This window comes from Asanoa siamensis (assembly GCF_016862555.1).
Classification (GTDB): domain Bacteria; phylum Actinomycetota; class Actinomycetes; order Mycobacteriales; family Micromonosporaceae; genus Asanoa; species Asanoa siamensis.
In genome coordinates, this window is the sequence record NZ_BONE01000031.1 from 42,678 (window position 1) to 58,753 (window position 16,076).

15 protein-coding genes are annotated in these 16,076 nt (G+C 73.4%); 7 read left to right on the top strand and 8 right to left on the bottom strand.

What is annotated here, in order from left to right; all coding sequences use genetic code 11:
- Nucleotides 1–122: 122 nt before the first annotated feature.
- Together Asi02nite_RS19860 and Asi02nite_RS19865 are read right to left on the bottom strand one after the other, a co-directional pair.
- A complete protein-coding gene (locus Asi02nite_RS19860; RefSeq protein ID WP_203715022.1) occupies nucleotides 123–1,079 on the bottom strand; it encodes a DUF1648 domain-containing protein in 957 nt (318 codons plus the stop codon).
- A complete protein-coding gene (locus tag Asi02nite_RS19865) occupies nucleotides 1,076–1,429 on the bottom strand; it encodes a GntR family transcriptional regulator (protein ID WP_203715024.1) in 354 nt (117 codons plus the stop codon). Before Asi02nite_RS19865 ends, Asi02nite_RS19860 begins: the two co-directional genes overlap by 4 nt.
- A gap of 74 nt (nucleotides 1,430–1,503) precedes the next feature.
- Here Asi02nite_RS19865 and nadE point away from each other — a divergent pair, with 74 nt between their 5' ends.
- On the top strand, nucleotides 1,504–2,328 hold the full coding sequence (gene nadE, locus Asi02nite_RS19870) for an NAD(+) synthase (RefSeq protein ID WP_203715031.1): 825 nt from the start codon (nucleotides 1,504–1,506) through the stop codon (nucleotides 2,326–2,328).
- Nucleotides 2,329–2,337: 9 nt separating this feature from the next.
- On the opposite strand, the gene Asi02nite_RS19875 is transcribed toward nadE, so the two are convergent.
- From Asi02nite_RS19875 to Asi02nite_RS19890, 4 genes are read right to left on the bottom strand one after another with little or no spacing between them, the layout of a single operon-like run.
- Nucleotides 2,338–3,297 (bottom strand): tripartite tricarboxylate transporter substrate binding protein, encoded by a 960-nt coding sequence (locus tag Asi02nite_RS19875; RefSeq protein WP_373312289.1) that lies wholly within the window; start codon nucleotides 3,295–3,297, stop codon nucleotides 2,338–2,340.
- 2 nt (nucleotides 3,298–3,299) lie between these two features.
- Nucleotides 3,300–4,832, bottom strand: coding sequence for a tripartite tricarboxylate transporter permease (locus Asi02nite_RS19880; RefSeq protein WP_203715033.1), 1,533 nt, complete (start codon nucleotides 4,830–4,832; stop codon nucleotides 3,300–3,302).
- Nucleotides 4,829–5,335 carry a tripartite tricarboxylate transporter TctB family protein gene (locus Asi02nite_RS19885; protein ID WP_203715034.1) on the bottom strand — a complete coding sequence of 169 codons (507 nt, stop codon included), beginning with the start codon at nucleotides 5,333–5,335 and terminating at the stop codon, nucleotides 4,829–4,831. Before Asi02nite_RS19885 ends, Asi02nite_RS19880 begins: the two co-directional genes overlap by 4 nt.
- Entirely contained in the window at nucleotides 5,332–6,354 is a 1,023-nt protein-coding gene (locus Asi02nite_RS19890; protein ID WP_239126836.1) for a Bug family tripartite tricarboxylate transporter substrate binding protein, read from the bottom strand. Before Asi02nite_RS19890 ends, Asi02nite_RS19885 begins: the two co-directional genes overlap by 4 nt.
- Before the next feature lie 193 nt (nucleotides 6,355–6,547).
- Between Asi02nite_RS19890 and Asi02nite_RS19895 the strand changes: the two genes are divergently transcribed.
- The 5 genes from Asi02nite_RS19895 (at nucleotide 6,548) to Asi02nite_RS19915 (ending at nucleotide 12,855) form a co-directional block, all read left to right on the top strand.
- The gene (locus Asi02nite_RS19895) at nucleotides 6,548–8,086 is read left to right on the top strand and encodes a sensor histidine kinase (protein WP_203715035.1); all 1,539 of its coding nucleotides are present in this window, start codon (nucleotides 6,548–6,550) and stop codon (nucleotides 8,084–8,086) included.
- On the top strand, nucleotides 8,083–8,757 hold the full coding sequence (locus Asi02nite_RS19900; RefSeq protein ID WP_203715036.1) for a response regulator: 675 nt from the start codon (nucleotides 8,083–8,085) through the stop codon (nucleotides 8,755–8,757). Before Asi02nite_RS19895 ends, Asi02nite_RS19900 begins: the two co-directional genes overlap by 4 nt.
- A gap of 54 nt (nucleotides 8,758–8,811) precedes the next feature.
- Complete coding sequence (gene poxB / locus Asi02nite_RS19905) at nucleotides 8,812–10,545, top strand: ubiquinone-dependent pyruvate dehydrogenase (RefSeq protein WP_203715037.1); 1,734 nt, start codon at nucleotides 8,812–8,814, stop codon at nucleotides 10,543–10,545.
- Nucleotides 10,546–10,648: 103 nt separating this feature from the next.
- Nucleotides 10,649–11,899 (top strand): DUF11 domain-containing protein, encoded by a 1,251-nt coding sequence (locus Asi02nite_RS19910; protein WP_203715038.1) that lies wholly within the window; start codon nucleotides 10,649–10,651, stop codon nucleotides 11,897–11,899.
- Nucleotides 11,900–11,946: 47 nt separating this feature from the next.
- Nucleotides 11,947–12,855: a hypothetical protein gene (locus Asi02nite_RS19915; protein ID WP_203715040.1), complete on the top strand. Its 909-nt coding sequence runs from the start codon at nucleotides 11,947–11,949 to the stop codon at nucleotides 12,853–12,855.
- Here the strand turns inward: Asi02nite_RS19915 and Asi02nite_RS19920 are convergent.
- Nucleotides 12,824–13,810 carry a hypothetical protein gene (locus tag Asi02nite_RS19920; RefSeq protein ID WP_203715041.1) on the bottom strand — a complete coding sequence of 329 codons (987 nt, stop codon included), beginning with the start codon at nucleotides 13,808–13,810 and terminating at the stop codon, nucleotides 12,824–12,826. The two genes, Asi02nite_RS19915 and Asi02nite_RS19920, sit on opposite strands and share 32 nt — an antisense overlap.
- A 65-nt stretch (nucleotides 13,811–13,875) precedes the next feature.
- Here Asi02nite_RS19920 and Asi02nite_RS19925 point away from each other — a divergent pair, with 65 nt between their 5' ends.
- Nucleotides 13,876–14,256: a YccF domain-containing protein gene (locus Asi02nite_RS19925; RefSeq protein WP_203715078.1), complete on the top strand. Its 381-nt coding sequence runs from the start codon at nucleotides 13,876–13,878 to the stop codon at nucleotides 14,254–14,256.
- Nucleotides 14,257–14,300: 44 nt separating this feature from the next.
- Here the strand turns inward: Asi02nite_RS19925 and Asi02nite_RS19930 are convergent, their stop codons facing one another.
- Nucleotides 14,301–16,067: a discoidin domain-containing protein gene (locus Asi02nite_RS19930; RefSeq protein ID WP_203715042.1), complete on the bottom strand. Its 1,767-nt coding sequence runs from the start codon at nucleotides 16,065–16,067 to the stop codon at nucleotides 14,301–14,303.
- Nucleotides 16,068–16,076: the final 9 nt, after the last annotated feature.

Sequence of the window (16,076 nt, forward strand, 5' to 3'; positions counted from 1 at the left end):
CGACCGTTCCGGAAGCCGCGCGGTAAAGCCGATCCGGCGGGGCCGCCGCGGTCTGTCGCCCCCCGGCGGGCAGTGCGGTCGGCGTCGCGCCGCGACCTCCTCGACGCCGGCCGTCCGAGCACTCAGCCCGTGGGCTGGCGGTCGCGGAGCGCGTTGAGGAGGGCCGCCGGCACGCGGGGGTCGCGGACCGTGACCGCGAAGCGGTGGCCGTTGGTCTGCTCGACGACCAGGCCCGGCCCGGAGCGGGTGACGAACGCCGAGCGCCCCGGGACCATGACGCGGTAGCCCCAGCCGCCCCAGCGCAGCGGGTCGATGTCCTCCACCGTGGCGTGGGCGATGCGGTCCAGCGCGATGACCTTGAACGGCAGGCGGAGCAGGCCCGCCGTGAGGCGCAGGCCGCGGCGGTCGACGCAGACCCGCACCTCGGCCAGCACGAGCAGTGCCGCGAGCGGCACCAGCAGCACCGTCCACATCCACGGCCGCGGCGCGCTCGTCGCCAGCGCGACCGCACCCACCAGGAACGCGACCGCGGTGGCGCCGACCAGCAGCCGGGAGCGCAGCACCGTCACCCAAGCGGCCTGCTGCGTGGGGCCGAGCGTCATCGGCGGTGGCGTGCCGTCCGCGGACCGGTCCCGGGGCGGCCGCCGCAGCGGGCCGGCCAGCGCGTAGAGCGCCACGCCGTAGGCGAGGCCGACGAAGAACCACGACAGCCGCCAACTGAGACGCGCGTCGTCCGGCGACCCCGCGGCGGCCGTCGAGGCCGCGGTCGCGAGCCAGAGCCCGGCCGACGCGCCGCCCACGCCACCGGCCGTGCCGAGCATGAACCGGGACCCGGGGCCGAACCGGCCGGCGGTGGCCGCCGCGCCCGTGCCCAGCGCGCCGGCGAGCAGGGCGAAGAGCAGCGTCACCGTCCACATCGTCGTCGCCGTGGTGAAGCCGTCCGGCCGGCCCGACGGACCCCAGTGCGTCGCCAGCGTCGACGGCAGGTCGGGCCAGCGCCCGGGTGAGGACGCCAGCACCACCGCGGCGGGCGCCCAACTCGCGATCGCGGCCAGCACGGGCCGGAAACGTCGTGTCATGGTCGTACCTCCTTGAGCATCGCGGTGATGTCGTCGTCGCCCAGGCCGAGCCGGCGGGCCTCGGCCACGAACGCCCGGGCCAGCTCCGCCAGCCGCATCCGGTCGGCGCTGACGTGGCCGCTGACCACCGCACCGCGCCCCCGGCGCAGGTCGATGAGGCCCTCGTCGCGCAACTGGGCGTAGGCGCGCAGGACGGTGTGCATGTTGACGCCGAGCGCGGCGGCCAGGTCACGGGCGGGCGGCAACCGCTCGCCCGCGGTCAGCTCGCCGCGGGCGAGGCCGCCCCGCACCTGGCCGGCGATCTGGTCGGCCAGCGGCAGGGGGGAGGCCGGGTCAACGGTGAACAACATGTTCGCATAGTAATAGAACAAGTGGCTCTACGCCAACCGAGCGGGTCGCAGCCACCACTGCGTACAGTGTGTCGGTGGCGGATTTACGGCAGCGGATCCTCGCGGACCTCGGCGTCCGGGCGACGATCGTTCCCAAGGTCGAGATCCGGCAGCGGGTCACCTTCCTCAAGGACTACCTGCGGTCGACCCCGGCCCGGGGCTTCGTGCTCGGGGTCAGCGGCGGCCAGGACAGCACCTTGACGGGCCGGCTCTGCCAGCTCGCCGCCGAGGAGGTGCGCGCGGAGGGCGGCGACGCCGTGTTCGTCGCGGTGCGGCTGCCCTACGGCGTGCAGGCCGACGAGGACGACGCGCAGACCGCGCTGGGGTTCATCCGGCCCGATCGCGCGGTCGTGGCCAACGTCAAGCCGGCCACCGACGACGTCGCGACCGAGGCGGCGCGGGCGCTGGGCCAGGCCGGGCTGCGGGACCTCGTCCGCGGCAACGTCAAGGCCCGCGAGCGCATGGTCGTCCAGTACGCCATCGCCGGGGAGCTGAACCTGCTCGTCGTCGGCACCGACCACGCGGCCGAGGCGGTGACGGGCTTCTTCACCAAGTACGGCGACGGCGGCGTCGACCTGACCCCGCTGACCGGCCTGACCAAGCGCCAGGGCGCGGCCCTGCTCCAGGAGCTCGGCGCCCCGCCCAGCGCCTGGGAGAAGGTGCCCACCGCCGACCTCGAGGACGACCGGCCCGCCCTGCCCGACGAGGTGGCGCTCGGGCTGACCTACGCCCAGATCGACGACTACCTCGAGGGTGTCGAGGTCGCGCCGGAGATAGCGGCGAAGGTCGAGTCGGTCTACCTGGCGACCCGGCACAAGCGCGCGGTCCCCGCGACCCCGCTCGACGACTGGTGGCGCTGACCCGGGCCGTCAGCGGGCGATGCCGAGGTCCGTCAACGTACGCGAGCGCAGGCTGTCGGCCTCGCGCAGGAACGCGCCGAAGTCCGCGCCCGGCAGGTAGGCGTCGGTCCAGCGGTTGCGCGCCACCGTGTCACCCCAGGCCGGTGCCGCCCGCAGGCCGTCGGCGATGCCCAGCAGCGCTCGCTCGTCGGCATCACCCAGCCCCGGCGGCGCCACCAGCCCGCGCCAGTTGAGGAACACGACGTCGACGCCCGCCTCCCGCAGCGTCGGCGCGTCCACCCCGGGCGTACGGGCGGCGCCCGTCACCGCGAGGACCCGCAGCTGGCCCGAGACGATCTGCTGGACGTACTCGCCGAGGCTGGACACCGCGACCGCCACCCGGCCCGCGAGCGCCGCCGCCAGCAGGGTCCCGCCGCCGTCGTACCGGACGTAGCGGACCGACCGCGGCGGGATCCCGAGCGCCCGCGCGACCAGCATCGGCGCGAGGTGGTCCGGCCCGCCGGTGGTGGAGCCGCCGCCCACGGCCAGCGTCGACGGCGCCGCGCGCCAGGCGGCCACGAGGTCGGCGAGCGTCCGCAGTGGAGAGTCGCGGGTCACCACGAACGCCTCGGGCTCCTCGACCAGCCGGGCGACCGGCGTGACGTCCGCGAGCGTCGGCGCGCCGGGCAGGGTGTGCTGGGCACCGACGAGCCCGAGCCCCATCAGCATGAGCATCGCGCCGTTGCCCCGCTCGTACACGAGCCGCTGGAGGCCCACCGCGCCGCCGGCGCCGGGCAGGTGGAAGATCTCGATGCCCCGCGCCACCCCGCTGACCTCGAGCGCGGTGCCGACCGCCCGCGCCGTCACGTCGTAGCCGCTGCCGGGCGCGTTGGGCACCATGAGCCGCAACGGCGGCGGAGCCGCCCGGTCGCACCCGGCCAGGGCGGCTACCGAGGCGGCGAGGAGCGTCCGGCGGCGCACGCCCACCATCCTCAGTCCTCGCCCGTGACCACCGCCAGCCGGTCCGCCCGCCGACCGCGGAACAGCTTGGGCAGGTGCGGCAGGGCGAGCGCGGCCACGGCGAGCAGCAGCAGCGCGAGCGTCAGCGGCCGGGTCACGAAGATCGACAGGTCGCCGTCGGCGAGCAGCAGCGCGCGCCGGAACTGGGTCTCCATCAGCGGTCCCAGGATCAGCCCGAGGATGGCGGGCGCGATCGGGAAGTCCAGGTGCCGCATGAGCATGGCGACCAGGCCGATGCCGTACGCGAGCAGCACGTCGACGATGTTCCCGGACACCGCGTACACGCCCAGCGTGGCGAACACGAGGATGCCGGCGTAGAGCAGCGGCCGCGGCACCTGCAGCACCTTCACCCACAGCCGGATGAGCGGGAGGTTGAGCGCGAGCAGCAGCACGTTGCCGACGAACAGCGACGCGATCAGCGCCCAGACCAGACTGCTCTGGGTCTGGAAGAGCTGCGGGCCCGGGGAGAGGTTGAAGTAGCTGAACGCGGCCAGCATGACCGCGGCGGTGGCGGAGGTCGGAATGCCGAGGGTCAGCAGCGGTACGAGCACCCCGGAGAACGACGCGTTGTTGGCCGCCTCGGGGCCGGCGACGCCCTCGATCGCGCCCCGGCCGAACTCGTCCTTGTTCTTGGCGCGCCGCTTCTCGTACATGTAGGACAGGAACGTGGGCAGTTCCGCGCCGCCCGACGGCAGCGCGCCGAACGGGAAACCGAGCGCGGTGCCGCGCAGCCACGGGCGCCAGGACCGGGCCCAGTCGGCGCGGGAGAGCCAGGCGAAGCCCGTCGCCGGCTCCAGCGGCACCGGCTTCTCGGGCAGGTCCCGCAGGCGCGAGGCGATGAACAGCGCCTCGCCGACCGCGAACAGGCCGACGATCACGACCACCACGTCGATGCCGTCGAGCATCGACGCGACGCCGAAGGTGAAGCGGGCCTGGCCCGTCAGCGCGTCGATCCCGACGACACCGAGGAACAGCCCGAACGTCAGCGACATCAGGCCGCGGACGAGCGACGCACCGACCACCGCGGTGACGGTGACCATCGCGAGCAGCGCCAGCGCGAAGTAGTCCGAGGCGCGGAACGACACCGCCAGCCGGGCCATCGGCTCGGTCACGAACGTGAGCAGGACGGTCGTGATGATCGCGGCGACGAACGAGCCGATCGCGGCCGTGGCGAGCGCGGCGCGGGCCCGGCCGCGCCGGGCCATCTGGTAGCCCTCGATCGAGGTCGCCACCGAGGCGGACTCGCCGGGCGTGTTGAGCAGGATCGAGGTGGTGGAGCCGCCGTACATGGCGCCGTAGTAGATGCCGGCGAACATGATCAGGGTGCCGGTCGGGTCGTCCAACTCGAGCGCGACGGGCAGCAGCAGCGCGATGGTCAGGGCCGGGCCGATGCCGGGCAGCATGCCGACCAGGGTGCCGACGGTGACACCGATGGCCGCGTACAACAGGTTCTGCGGCGTCAGCACCGTGCCGAAGCCGTCGACGAGGTCGGCGAACGCGTTCACAGCGGCAGCACCCCCGCCGGAAGCACGATGCCGAGCAGCTTGGTGAAGGCGAGGTAGACGGTCAGGGAGAGCGCGAGACCGACGATCGCGTCACGGGCGATCACCTCGCGGAACGGACGGGTGGAGAGCAACTGTGCCGCTCCGATGTAGAACGCGAGGGTGGCGAGCACGTAGCCGACCGCCGTGTACTTCAGGACGAACGCGTACGTGACGAGCAGCGCCAGCAACAGGAGCGGCGCCCGCCAGGCGGGGCGGGGTCCGTCGTCGGTCGCCGGGGTCCGGCGGCGCCAGGCGACGACCTGGGTGCCGAGATAGAGGCCGGCCACGACCACCCACAGCCCGGTGACCACGAGCGGTGCGAACGTCGGCCCGCCCAGCGTGACGCCGCGGTCGGCGCCGACGACCAGCGCCCGCGCGAACAGCGCCAGCCCGGCCGCGACGAGGACCACGCCGGCGGCGAGCCCGGCCAGCGGGCTCGCCTCCGGCCGACCTGGTTCGGTCACTGGCCAAGCCCGATCTCGGCGAGAACCGAGGTGATCCGGGTGCTCTCGGACTCGAAGTACGCCTTCGCCTCGTCGCCGGACTTGTAGAAGTCCTGCCACTTCTTCTCGGCGAGCGCCTGCTTCCACGCGTCGGAGGCGTGCAGCTTGTCGACCAGCCCGATCACCGCGGTCCGGTCGGCGTCGCTGATCCCGGGCGGTGCCACGACGCCGCGCCAGTTCAGCAGTTCCACCTCGTACCCGGCGTCCTTGATCGTCGGGGTGGGCGTGCCGGCCCCGACGTCCTCCGGCGCCGCGCCGGAGACGGCCAGCGCCCGCAGGTCGCCGGCCTTGACCAGGTCGGCGAACTCGCTGGCACCGGAGACCCCGACCGAGATGTCGCCGGAGAGCAGCGCGGCCTTGGCCTCACCGCCGCCCGAGTAGGCCACGTACTGCTTCGCCACCGTCTTCGCGTCGGCGCCGGCCGCCTTGGCCAGCAGCCCGACGAGGATGTGGTCGGTGCCGCCGGCCGAGCCGCCGCCCCATTTCACCGCGGTCGGGTCGGCCTTGGCGGCGTCCAGGAGATCCTTCAGGCTCTGGTACGGCGAGTCGGCGCGCACGACGACGACCTCGGACTCGGAGGTCAGCGTCGCGATCGGCGTCGTCCCGGTCAGGTTCACCTGCGACTTGTTGGTGACGACGCCACCGATCATCACGAGGCCGGTGATCATGAGCTGGTGGGCGTTGCCGGAGTGGCTGCTGACGAGCTCGGCCAGGCCGATCGTGCCGGCGGCACCGTTGACGTTGCGCACCTCCGCCGACTGTCCGTTGAGGAGGCTCGCGTCCTGCAACGCCTTCTGCATCGAGCGGGCGGTGGTGTCCCACCCGCCACCGGCGGCCGCCGGCGCCATGATCTGCAACGTCTTGCTCGGGTACGCCGCGGCGGCCGGCTCCTCCTTCCCACCGACCGACTGCTCCGCGCAACCGGCCGCGCCGAGGACGAGCGCGGACACCGCTATGCCGAGGAACCTTCTGCGCATCATGGGGGTGACGCTCCTGTCGCGGAGGGATGGCGGGCGTGCTACCGCGCACCATGCCCGAGCCCGCGGCGGCGGGTCACGCTTGTGGCCGCACAGGAACTTCTGGTCGTTTCGGTCGCGGCCGACGGAGCCCGCCTTTCGCCGGAACGGCCGGCGAGTACCCTCGGTCGACACACCGGCCGCGAGGAGCAGGCGTATGCGCTGGCAGCTCACCCTCACCCGGCAGCTCCTGCTGTTCCAGCTCGGCATCGTGCTGCTGGTCGTGGCCGCGGTCGCCGCGGTGTCATTGGCCGGGTCCGCCGCCGCGTTCCGGCGCGAGGAGGGCGGCCGGTTGCGGTCGATCGCGGCGAACCTCGCCGCCAACGAGACGGTCCGACAAGGTGTCGGCGACCCGCTCTGGCAGGAGCCGCTGGCGGGAGTGGCCGAGACCGCGCGCAGCGTCTCCGGATCCTCCTTCGTCGTGCTGACCGACGCGGGCGGGACCCTGCTGACCGGCCCGGACAGCGGTCGCCGGGCTCCGTTGGGCGACAGCTACGGGCTCGCCGGCCGCGGCTGGCTCGGGGTCGTGGACGACGGGTCCCGGTTCCTCGTCGCGCACGAGCCGATCCTGGACCCGGGCGACGCCCGCGTGCTGGGCCTGGTGATCGCCGGCAAGGCGTACCCGTCGTGGCCCGAGCTGATCGCGGCCGCCACCCCGGACCTGCTGACCTACCTGCTGCTCGGGTCCGTGCTCGGCGTCGGCGGCTCCCTGCTGCTGGCCCGCCGCGTGAAGCGGCAGACGCTCGGGCTCGAGCCGCGCGAGATCGCCGGGCTCGTCGAGCACCGCGAGGCCATGCTGCACGGCATCAAGGAGGGCCTGATGGGCCTGGACACCGCCGGCCGGGTGACGCTGGCCAACGACGAGGCGGTCCGGCTGCTCGGGCTGCCACCCGACGCCACGGGCCGCCCGCTGCGGGCGATCGTCGGCGCGCCGCTGGCCGACCTGCTGACCGGCGGCATCGACGAGCCCGACGCGGTCGTCGTGCAGGACGCCCGGGTGCTGGTGCTCAACCGGATGCCGGTGGTCGTGCGCGGCACCGCGGTCGGGTCGGTGACGACGCTGCGCGACCAGACCGAGCTGTCCTCGCTGGAGCGTGAGCTGGCCCTGAGCCGCACGGCGACCGACACCCTGCGGGCGCAGGCCCACGAGTTCACGAACCGGCTCCACACGATCTCCGGGCTGCTCCAGCTCGGCCAGCACGAGGAGGCGGTCACCTTCATCATCAGCGCCGGTGAGGCCCAGGAGGCCCTGAGCAACGAGGTGCAGTCGCGGATCGCCGACCCGGCCCTGGCCGCGTTGATCATCGCCAAGGCGAGCGTCGCCGCCGAGTTGCGGGTGAAGCTGGCCGTCCGGGCCGACAGCGGCATCCCCACGCCGCTGGACGACCAGCTCTCGGCCGACCTCGTCACGGTCACCGGCAACCTCGTCGACAACGCCATCGACGCGGTGTCGCCGGGCGGGCGCGTCGAGGTGGGTGTCCGCCACGACGGCACGGACCTGGTCGTCACGGTCTGGGACTCGGGCGCCGGCGTCGGCGGCGACCTCGCCGACCAGGTGGTCCGCAGCGGGTTCACCACCAAGGGCGGCGACGGTCACCGCGGCCTCGGCCTCGCGCTGGTGAGCCGGGTCTGCGCGGCCCGCGGGGGAGCGGTCACGGTCGACGGGCCGACGTTCACGGCGCGGCTGCGCGCATGATCCGGGTGCTGGTCGTCGACGACGACTTCATGGTGGCCCGGGTGCACACCGGGCTCGTCGAACGCGTGCCCGGGTTCACGGTCGTCGGGGTCGCGCACACGGGCGAGGACGCGCTCGCCGCGGTCGACCGGCTCGGTCCCGACCTCGTGCTGCTCGACATCTACCTGCCGGACGTCTCCGGGCTGGAGGTGCTGCGCCGGCTGCGGGAGAAGGCCAGCCCCGTCGACGTGCTGGTGGTGACCGCCTCGCGCGACGCGCAGACCGTCCGCGACGCCCTGCGGGGCGGGGTCGTGCACTACGTGGTCAAGCCGTTCTCGTTCGACACCCTGCGGGCGAGCCTGGAACGCTACGAGGCGGCGCTGCAAAGGTTCGCCGCGGCGGGCCCGGACACCACGGCGCAGACCGATGTGGACAAGCTGTTCGGCGCGCTGCGGGTGACCGACGTGACGCTGCCCAAGGGGCTCAACCCGACCACCGCGGACCTGGTGGTCTCCGTCCTGCGGGACAGCGAGACCGACCTGTCCGCGGCGGAGTGCGCGGAGCGGGCCGGGCTGTCCCGGGTCAGCACCCGCCGCTATCTCGAATACCTGGCCGGCACGGGCCGCGCGGAGGTGCGGCGGCGGTACGGCGGAACGGGCCGGCCGGAGCACCGCTACCGCTGGATCCGCTGACGGGTCCGTCGATATGGGCCGGGTGGCGCGCGGTCTCGGGCCAGAATCGGTCATATGGCGCGTACGGTGGCCCAGGCGATGGTCGGCACGCTCAAGGCGTCCGGCGTGCGGCGCGTCTACGGCATCCCCGGTGACTCCCTCAACGGCTTCACCGACGCCCTGCGCCGCGACGGCGGCCTGGCCTGGGAGCACGTCCGGCACGAGGAGGCGGGCGCGTTCGCCGCGGCCGGCGAGGCGGCGATCACCGGCGAGCTGGCCGTCTGCGCCGGCAGCTGCGGGCCGGGCAACCTGCACCTGATCAACGGCCTGTACGACGCCAACCGCAGCGGCGTGCCCGTCCTGGCGATCGCGGCCCACATCCCGGCCGAGGAGATCGGCAGCGACTACTTCCAGGAGACCCACCCGCAGAACCTGTTCGCCGAGTGCAGCGTCTACTGCGAGCTGGCCAGCATCCCGGAGCAGGTGCCGCGGCTGCTGGAGATGGCGATGCGGGCCGCGCTGCAGCGTCGGGGTGTGGCCGTGCTGGTCGTACCCGGTGAGATCTTCCTCGACGACGCCGTCGGTCGCTGGCCGACCGCCGTGCGCCGGGCACTCGCCGTCGTGCGGCCGGACGACGCGTCGCTGGCCGCGGCCGCCGAGGTGCTCAACCGGGCGCAGCGGCCGACCATCCTGGCCGGCGCGGGCTGTGCCGGCGCGCACGAGCAGGTCATCGCCGTCGCCGGCGCGCTGAAGGCACCGGTGCTGCACGCGATGCGGGGCAAGGAGCACGTCGAGCACGACAACCCGTACGACGTCGGCATGACCGGGCTCATCGGGTTCAGCTCCGGCTACCGGGCGATGGAGCACTGCGACGCCCTGCTCATGCTCGGCACCGACTTCCCGTACCGGCCGTTCTATCCGGAGGACGTGCCCGTGGTCCAGGTCGACGTGCGCGGCGAGCGCATCGGCCGCCGCGTGCCCGTCCGGGTGCCGCTGGTCGGCACGGTCCGCGACACCGTCGACGCGCTGCTCCCGCTGCTCACCCCGAAGGCGGACACGGCCCACCTGGACCGGATGACCGCCCACTACCGCCGCGCCCGGGCGCGCCTCGACCGCCTGGCCGAGCCCAGCCGCGGCGACCGCCCGCTGCACCCGCAGCACGTCGCCGCGACGATCGACCGGCTGGCCGCCGACGACGCGGTGTTCACCACCGACGTCGGCACCCCGTGCATCTGGGCCGCGCGCTACCTGCACATGAACGGCCGGCGCCGGCTGATCGGCTCGTTCAACCACGGCAGCATGGCCAACGCGCTTCCACAGGCGATGGGCGCCCAGGCCGTCGACCGCGGCCGGCAGGTGGTCGCCCTCTCCGGCGACGGCGGGCTCGCGATGCTCCTCGGCGAGTTGCTGACGCTGCGCCAGCAACGGCTCCCGGTCAAGGTCGTGGTGTTCAACAACGGCGCGCTGTCGTTCGTGGAGCTGGAGATGAAGGCGGCGGGCATCGTCACGTACGCGACGGAGCTCTCGGACCCGGACTTCGGCGCGATCGCCGCGGCGGCCGGCCTGTTCGGGGCGCGGGTCGAGCGGGCAGACCAGCTCGAGTCCGCGCTGTCGGAGGCGTTCGCGTTCGACGGGCCGGCGCTGGTCGAGGTGCGCACGGCGCGGCAGGAGCTGTCGCTGCCGCCCAAGCTCACCTATGGACAGATCAAGGGCTTCACGCTGTACGCGACGCGCACCATCCTGTCCGGCAACGCCGACGAGATCGTCGAACTGGCCCACACGAACCTGCGCCAGCTCGACCTGGAATAGTCGTTCACCCCGGACGCCTTAATTGTCGTATGACAAGAAATGGTTTCGATTGATCCATGTCCACCCCTAGACTCACGGGCCTGAGATCACGGGGGAGGGCGCCATGCTCGGACGTCGATCGGTTGTGCTCGCGTTGCTCGTGGCGCTGGGGGTGGTCCCGGCCACCGGGGCCGCGGCGGCCCCGCGCCGGGCCGACCTCACGGTCGCCGCCACCGTCGCACCGGCGACGGTCTCCACCGCGGGCGGCTCGGCCCAGCTCCGGGTCCCCGTGCGCAACATCGGCGGCGCCCCGGCCGCGGACGCCACCGTGCGGATCACGCTGCCGGCGGGCATCGGGCTCGAGGGCGACTCGGTCGCGTTCGCCGACTGGACCTGTGCCGTCGCCGGCCCCGTGTGGACCTGCACCCACCCCGGCCTTGTCGCAGGTGCCGCGGCCGAGACGCTCACCTTCCCGCTGACGGTGGCGCCCGGGTCCGACGGCGTCGTGCGCACCATCCCGGTCACCGTCGCGACCTCCACCCGGGAGGCCAGCACGCGCAACAACCGGGCGACCGCGGCCGTCCGCCTCGCCACGCCGGTCCCCGGTGACATCACCGTCGGGTTGACGGCCGTGCCCGCCGAGGTGGTGGTCGGCGACCGGATCGAACTGCGCGTCCAGGTGCGCAACTCCGGTGCCGGCGACGGCTGGGCCTACGTCAACGTCCCGTTGCCCGACGGCGTCGACTTCGTCTCGCCCAGCGGCACCGACGGCTGGGACTGCAACTTCGGCCGCGACGTGGAGACGGGCGTCCGCTCGTGGGGCTGCTCGTACACGAGCGGGTTGGCTCCCGGCGAGGCCGCCCTGCCCCTGCTGCTGTTCGCCACTCTCACCACGGGCACGCCGGGCAGCGTCCTGCCGTTCTCGGTGACCGCCCGCCCGCAGGAGGGCGAGCCGGACCTCGACGACAACGTCGCCCGCACGCAGGTCACCGTGGTCGAGCCGGCGGTCGTCAGCGGCGTCGTCTGGGCCGACCACGACGGCGACGGCCGGCGGGCGGCCGACGAGTCCGGCAGCGGCTACCGCGTCGGCGTGTGGCTCGTCCCGCTCGCGCCCGCCGACGGCGAACCCGCCGAGATCCCGGCCACCGTCGCGGCCGACGGCACCTACCGGGCGGCGGTCAAGCCCGGCGCCTACCGCGTGCAGGTGCGTCTGGACAACTGGGTGTGGGCGGACTTCACCGCGGCCGACGCCGGCGATTCCGACATCGTCACGGTGGACCACCAGACCTACCAGGTGGTGGGCGACAGCGCGGCGCTCGACCTGCGCGGCGGCACGGAGACGGTCGTCGACGCCGGCGCCCGCTACGTGAGTTGACGTAACGGGTTTCGACCCCGCGACGCTTTCCCACGGGGGGAGGCGCCATGTCCGCGGCAATCGACGTCAACGGCCTGATCGCGCTGGCCGATCAGGTACGCGCCGCGCCGGCGCGACGCCTGGAGCTGACCGCCGCCTGCGACGGCGTGGCGTGGCTCGCCCACGTCCCGGCCGCCACCGAGTCGTGCGTCAACCTCCTCGCCCAGAGCGACCCGCGGGCCCGCGAGATGCCCTGCGAGCTCGGCAGCAGCTCGATGGAGGTGCCCAGTGCCGTGGCGACCTTCCGCCGGTGGTGGCCCAAGGCGGTCATCGCCATGGGCGACCCGGGGCAGCCCGACCCGCGCGAGCCGTTGCGACCCGGCGTCGTGCTCTGGCGGTTCGACGGTGTCACCGCGTCGCCGGCGATCGGGCCGCCGAGCGCCACCGGGTCCGCCGCGATCGCGGCTCTCTTCGCCGGCCTGCCGTGGGAGCCACCGTCGCTGATGGTCGAGGCGGCCGCGCCGCTCGCCGACGTCGAGGTCGAGGACCTGCTGGCCAGCCTGGTGCATCCGCTGCGGCTGCCGTCCGGCCGGTGGGAGCGCTCGCCCGGTTCGTGGGAACGCTACCTGCAGGCGTGGTGCTGCCTGGGCCTCCTGCACCACCGGCCGGAGCAGCCGTGGCCGACCTCGGCCCGGCGGCGGCTGCTGGTCGAGCTCGCCTACGGTGTCGAGGACTGGGTCACCGAAGCGGCTCTCTACGCCCTGGTCGCGGCCGCCTGGGCCGACCCCGCCTGCCGCGCGGACGTCGCCGAGCTGGTCCGGACCCGATACAGCCTGATGCGCGCGGCGGCCGAGACCAGACCCCTGACGATCGGGGCCTCGGTCGCCCAACTGGTCGCCATCACCCCGGAAGCGCCGCCGCGACGACGGTCTCTGTTGGACAAGGTCAGGCGGCGGCCCACTTCCGGACAGCGGTGAAGCCGTCGGCCTGCTTCATCCAGAAGTAGCCGTAGGTCGGGACGCTGCCCAGGTAGCGACCGACCTGGTCGAGCAGGACCCTGGTGCCGGCCCGGTCGTGGTCGGCCAGGTAGTTGGCGAGCGCCAGCCAGTGCCGCAGCGTGGTGCCCCGGCCGGTCAGCCGGGGCTCGCCGGCGCCGCGCCACTTGGCGGCGCACCACTCGATCTCGGCGATCACCTCGGGCCGGCGGAAGTAGTCCATCTTGGCCCCCAGCGACTCCGGCCGCGCGTTGAAGCCGTGCTCCGTCAGCGCGTACTCGAAGTGGGCCAGCAGCGGCAGCATCGCCACCGAGGAGCCCACGGGTGCGGCGGTGGCGGGCTGCCGGGCCGCCGCGAACATCTGCTCGTGCGAGCCGTACCACTTCCGGCACAGGTAGGTGACGGCCACCAGGTGGGCCGCGAAGTTGAACGGGTCACGCTTGACCGCCTCGGCGGCCGCGGCCGCGAACTCGTCCTGCCGGCCGTGCCCGTCGGCGAGCATCGAGGTCATCAGGACCATCCACGGGTACGGGTCGTCCGGGTTGAGCTCCACCGCGCGCCGGCTGGCGTGCGCCGCCAGCGTGGAGAGGCGGTCGAACTCGTGGAACTGCTCGGCCGTGGTCTCGCGGGCGGACCCGGAGCCGCGCGCGTCGCCGGCGAGCTCGAGCAGGGCCTCGGCGCGCAGGATGGCGACGGTCGGATCGGCGGGTGCGGCGGCCTCCCAGGCGTCGAGCCACTGTGGCTGGTGCCCGGCGGCCTTGCCCAGCACCCAGAGCCGGCGGTCACGCAGCTCCCAGTCACGGCCGGTGACCGCGATCAGGTCGCGGGCGGCCGCCCAGTCACCGCCGAGCACGCGGTCACGCACAGCGCGTAGCTCGACATCGGCCTGGCTGTAGTCCAGATCCGGTTTGGGCATCCTGCGCAGCAGTCCGAACATGCGGGCGATCCTAGGGATCGACGCCGGTGCGCGCTGCCCCGCTGGCGCGTACCGGTCATGCTGAACTGGTGCGACTCATCCTGAACGTGCTCTGGTTCATCTTCGGCAGCGGCCTCCTGCTCGGCCTCGCCTACGGCGTGGCGGCCCTGATCTGCTTCGCGCTCGTCGTCACGATCCCCTTCGGCATCGCGTCGCTGCGGCTGGCGGTCTACTCGCTGTGGCCGTTCGGCCGCACGATCGTCACCCGCCCGGGCGCCGGCGTCCCGTCGGGCATCGCGAACATCCTCTGGGTGGTGCTGGCCGGCTGGTGGCTGGCGCTGGCCCACATCGTCGCGGGAGTCGCCCAGTGCGTGACGATCATCGGCATCCCGTTCGGCATCGCCAACTTCAAGCTGGTGCCGGCGGCCTTCTGGCCCCTCGGCCGCGAGATCGTCGACCTCGACTGACGGGGCTGTGACCCGGACCGCGCGGGCGGCCCGGGTCACGTCGCCTACCAGCCCACGGCGACCAGGAGCCACCGCGGGTCGGCGTGGGAGATGAACGAGGACTGTTCGGCGTAGTCGTCGTACGGGAAGCCGTAGGACAGGTTGTCGATCGCGCGGTCGTGCCAGAACTTCGCGTAGTAGTTCGCCGGCGGCGCCTGGTAGAAGGTCGCCGGGTTCGACCACTGTGACTGCGGCAGGTGCGCCACGTGGCGGTTGAGGGCCGCGCATCCCGCCGCGTTGTTCGCCAGCGGACCCGCGCACCCGAGTATGTCCGATGTGGACGCCGGCAGGCCGTTCGCCGCCGCGTACGCGGTCAGGTAGTTCTGATAGGCGCCACCGGCGCGGAACTGGGGTGAGTTGCCCGGCGACGGGATCCGGTACGGCGCCTGGATCGTCGCCAGGTGCTTGAACTCCGCCGGCACCGCGTCGGAGAAGCGCTGGAACGTGACCGCGCGGTCCTCGGCGAACGTCGCCTCCGTCTCACCGACCGCCGCGTCGTAGCCGTCGTCCGCGCGCAGCCGCATCGCCAGCTTCAGCGCGAACGCGTCGACCCGGGTCGTGTTGCCGTTGAACACGTTCGGCCCGACCGTGAACTCGATGAAGTCACTGTATTCGCTGGTCGGTGAGCCGAGGTGGAAGTACATCCGCCCGGCCGTGTTGGCCGGCATGTCGAAGTAGGGCTGCTCGGCGATCGAGTGCACCTGCCCGTTGTAGCTCCAGTAGACCTGGCTGTCGGGGTAGCGGCCGTTGGTCCGGTTCAGGATCTTGACCATGACCACGTTCTGCGCGGGCGGGATGGCGCTGGTGTCGCCCCAGAAGCCACCGGTCGGCGGCGGGTTCGTGGGCGGCGGCGTCGGACCGCTTTCGGTGGTACGCACGACGAACTCCCACAACGAATAGCCGTACGGCGTGGCCCGCAAGGTGCCGTTCATCCGCACGTAGCGACCCGAGCCACTCACGGCCAGGGTCTGCGTGCCGCCGGCGCCGGTCGTGGTCGAGTAGACCGTCTGCCACGGACCGTCCGGCCCGCCGGACACCTGGATCTGGAAGGCCCGCGCGAACGCCGGCTCCCACTGCAGGACGACCTGACAGAGCGTCCGGGTGCTGCCGAGATCAACGCGGATCCACTGTGGATCGGCGAAGGTGCTCGACCAGCGGGTCGCACCGTTGCCGTCGAATGCCGCCGACGCGGGCATGGTCGCGTTCTCGACCGTGGACGCCGCGGCCGGCCGGTTGAGCGCGGCGTTGCCCGAGCAGGTCGGCCCGGTGTCGATCAGGCCGTACACCTGGAACTCCCAGAGCGAGTACCCGTACGGCGTGCCGCGCGCGGTGGCGTTCATCCGCACGTACCGGCCGGCTCCCGTGACGGTCAACGCCTGGGTGCCGCCGGTCCCGGTGGTGGTCGAGTAGATCGTGGTCCACGGCCCGCCGGCGGCGGTCGCCACCTGGATCTGGAAGGCCCGCGCGTAGGCGGCCTCCCACTGCAGGACCACCTGGGAGACCTGGGTGATCGAGCCGAGGTCGACCTGGAGCCATTGCGGGTCGCCGAACGCGCTCGACCAGCGGGTGCCGGCGTTGCCGTCGACGGCGGCAGACGCGGGCGAGGCGGCGTTCTCGGTGGATGACGCGGTGGCCGGCTTGCCCTGGGAGACCAGGACGAGGGCGGCGTCGGCGGGCGACCGGGTGGTCGCGACGAGCAGCCCGGTGAGCAGGGTGGCCGCGGCGACCACGGCGAGCGCGGCGCGGCGGGATCGGGAAAGAGCCAGAGGCATGCGAAGACT

Excerpts from the sequence above, each read along its gene's own strand:
- Asi02nite_RS19890 (WP_239126836.1), bottom strand. The coding sequence starts at position 6,354 with ATGATGCGCAGAAGGTTCCTCGGCATAGCGGTGTCCGCGCTCGTCCTC.
- Asi02nite_RS19915 (WP_203715040.1), top strand. The coding sequence starts at position 11,947 with ATGTCCGCGGCAATCGACGTCAACGGCCTGATCGCGCTGGCCGATCAG.
- Asi02nite_RS19900 (WP_203715036.1), top strand. The coding sequence starts at position 8,083 with ATGATCCGGGTGCTGGTCGTCGACGACGACTTCATGGTGGCCCGGGTG.
- Asi02nite_RS19920 (WP_203715041.1), bottom strand. The coding sequence starts at position 13,810 with ATGTTCGGACTGCTGCGCAGGATGCCCAAACCGGATCTGGACTACAGC.
- Asi02nite_RS19865 (WP_203715024.1), bottom strand. The coding sequence starts at position 1,429 with ATGTTGTTCACCGTTGACCCGGCCTCCCCCCTGCCGCTGGCCGACCAG.
- Asi02nite_RS19875 (WP_373312289.1), bottom strand. The coding sequence starts at position 3,297 with ATGGTGGGCGTGCGCCGCCGGACGCTCCTCGCCGCCTCGGTAGCCGCC.
- poxB (WP_203715037.1), top strand. The coding sequence starts at position 8,812 with ATGGCGCGTACGGTGGCCCAGGCGATGGTCGGCACGCTCAAGGCGTCC.
- Asi02nite_RS19895 (WP_203715035.1), top strand. The coding sequence starts at position 6,548 with ATGCGCTGGCAGCTCACCCTCACCCGGCAGCTCCTGCTGTTCCAGCTC.
- Asi02nite_RS19860 (WP_203715022.1), bottom strand. The coding sequence starts at position 1,079 with ATGACACGACGTTTCCGGCCCGTGCTGGCCGCGATCGCGAGTTGGGCG.
- Asi02nite_RS19910 (WP_203715038.1), top strand. The coding sequence starts at position 10,649 with ATGCTCGGACGTCGATCGGTTGTGCTCGCGTTGCTCGTGGCGCTGGGG.
- Asi02nite_RS19930 (WP_203715042.1), bottom strand. The coding sequence starts at position 16,067 with ATGCCTCTGGCTCTTTCCCGATCCCGCCGCGCCGCGCTCGCCGTGGTC.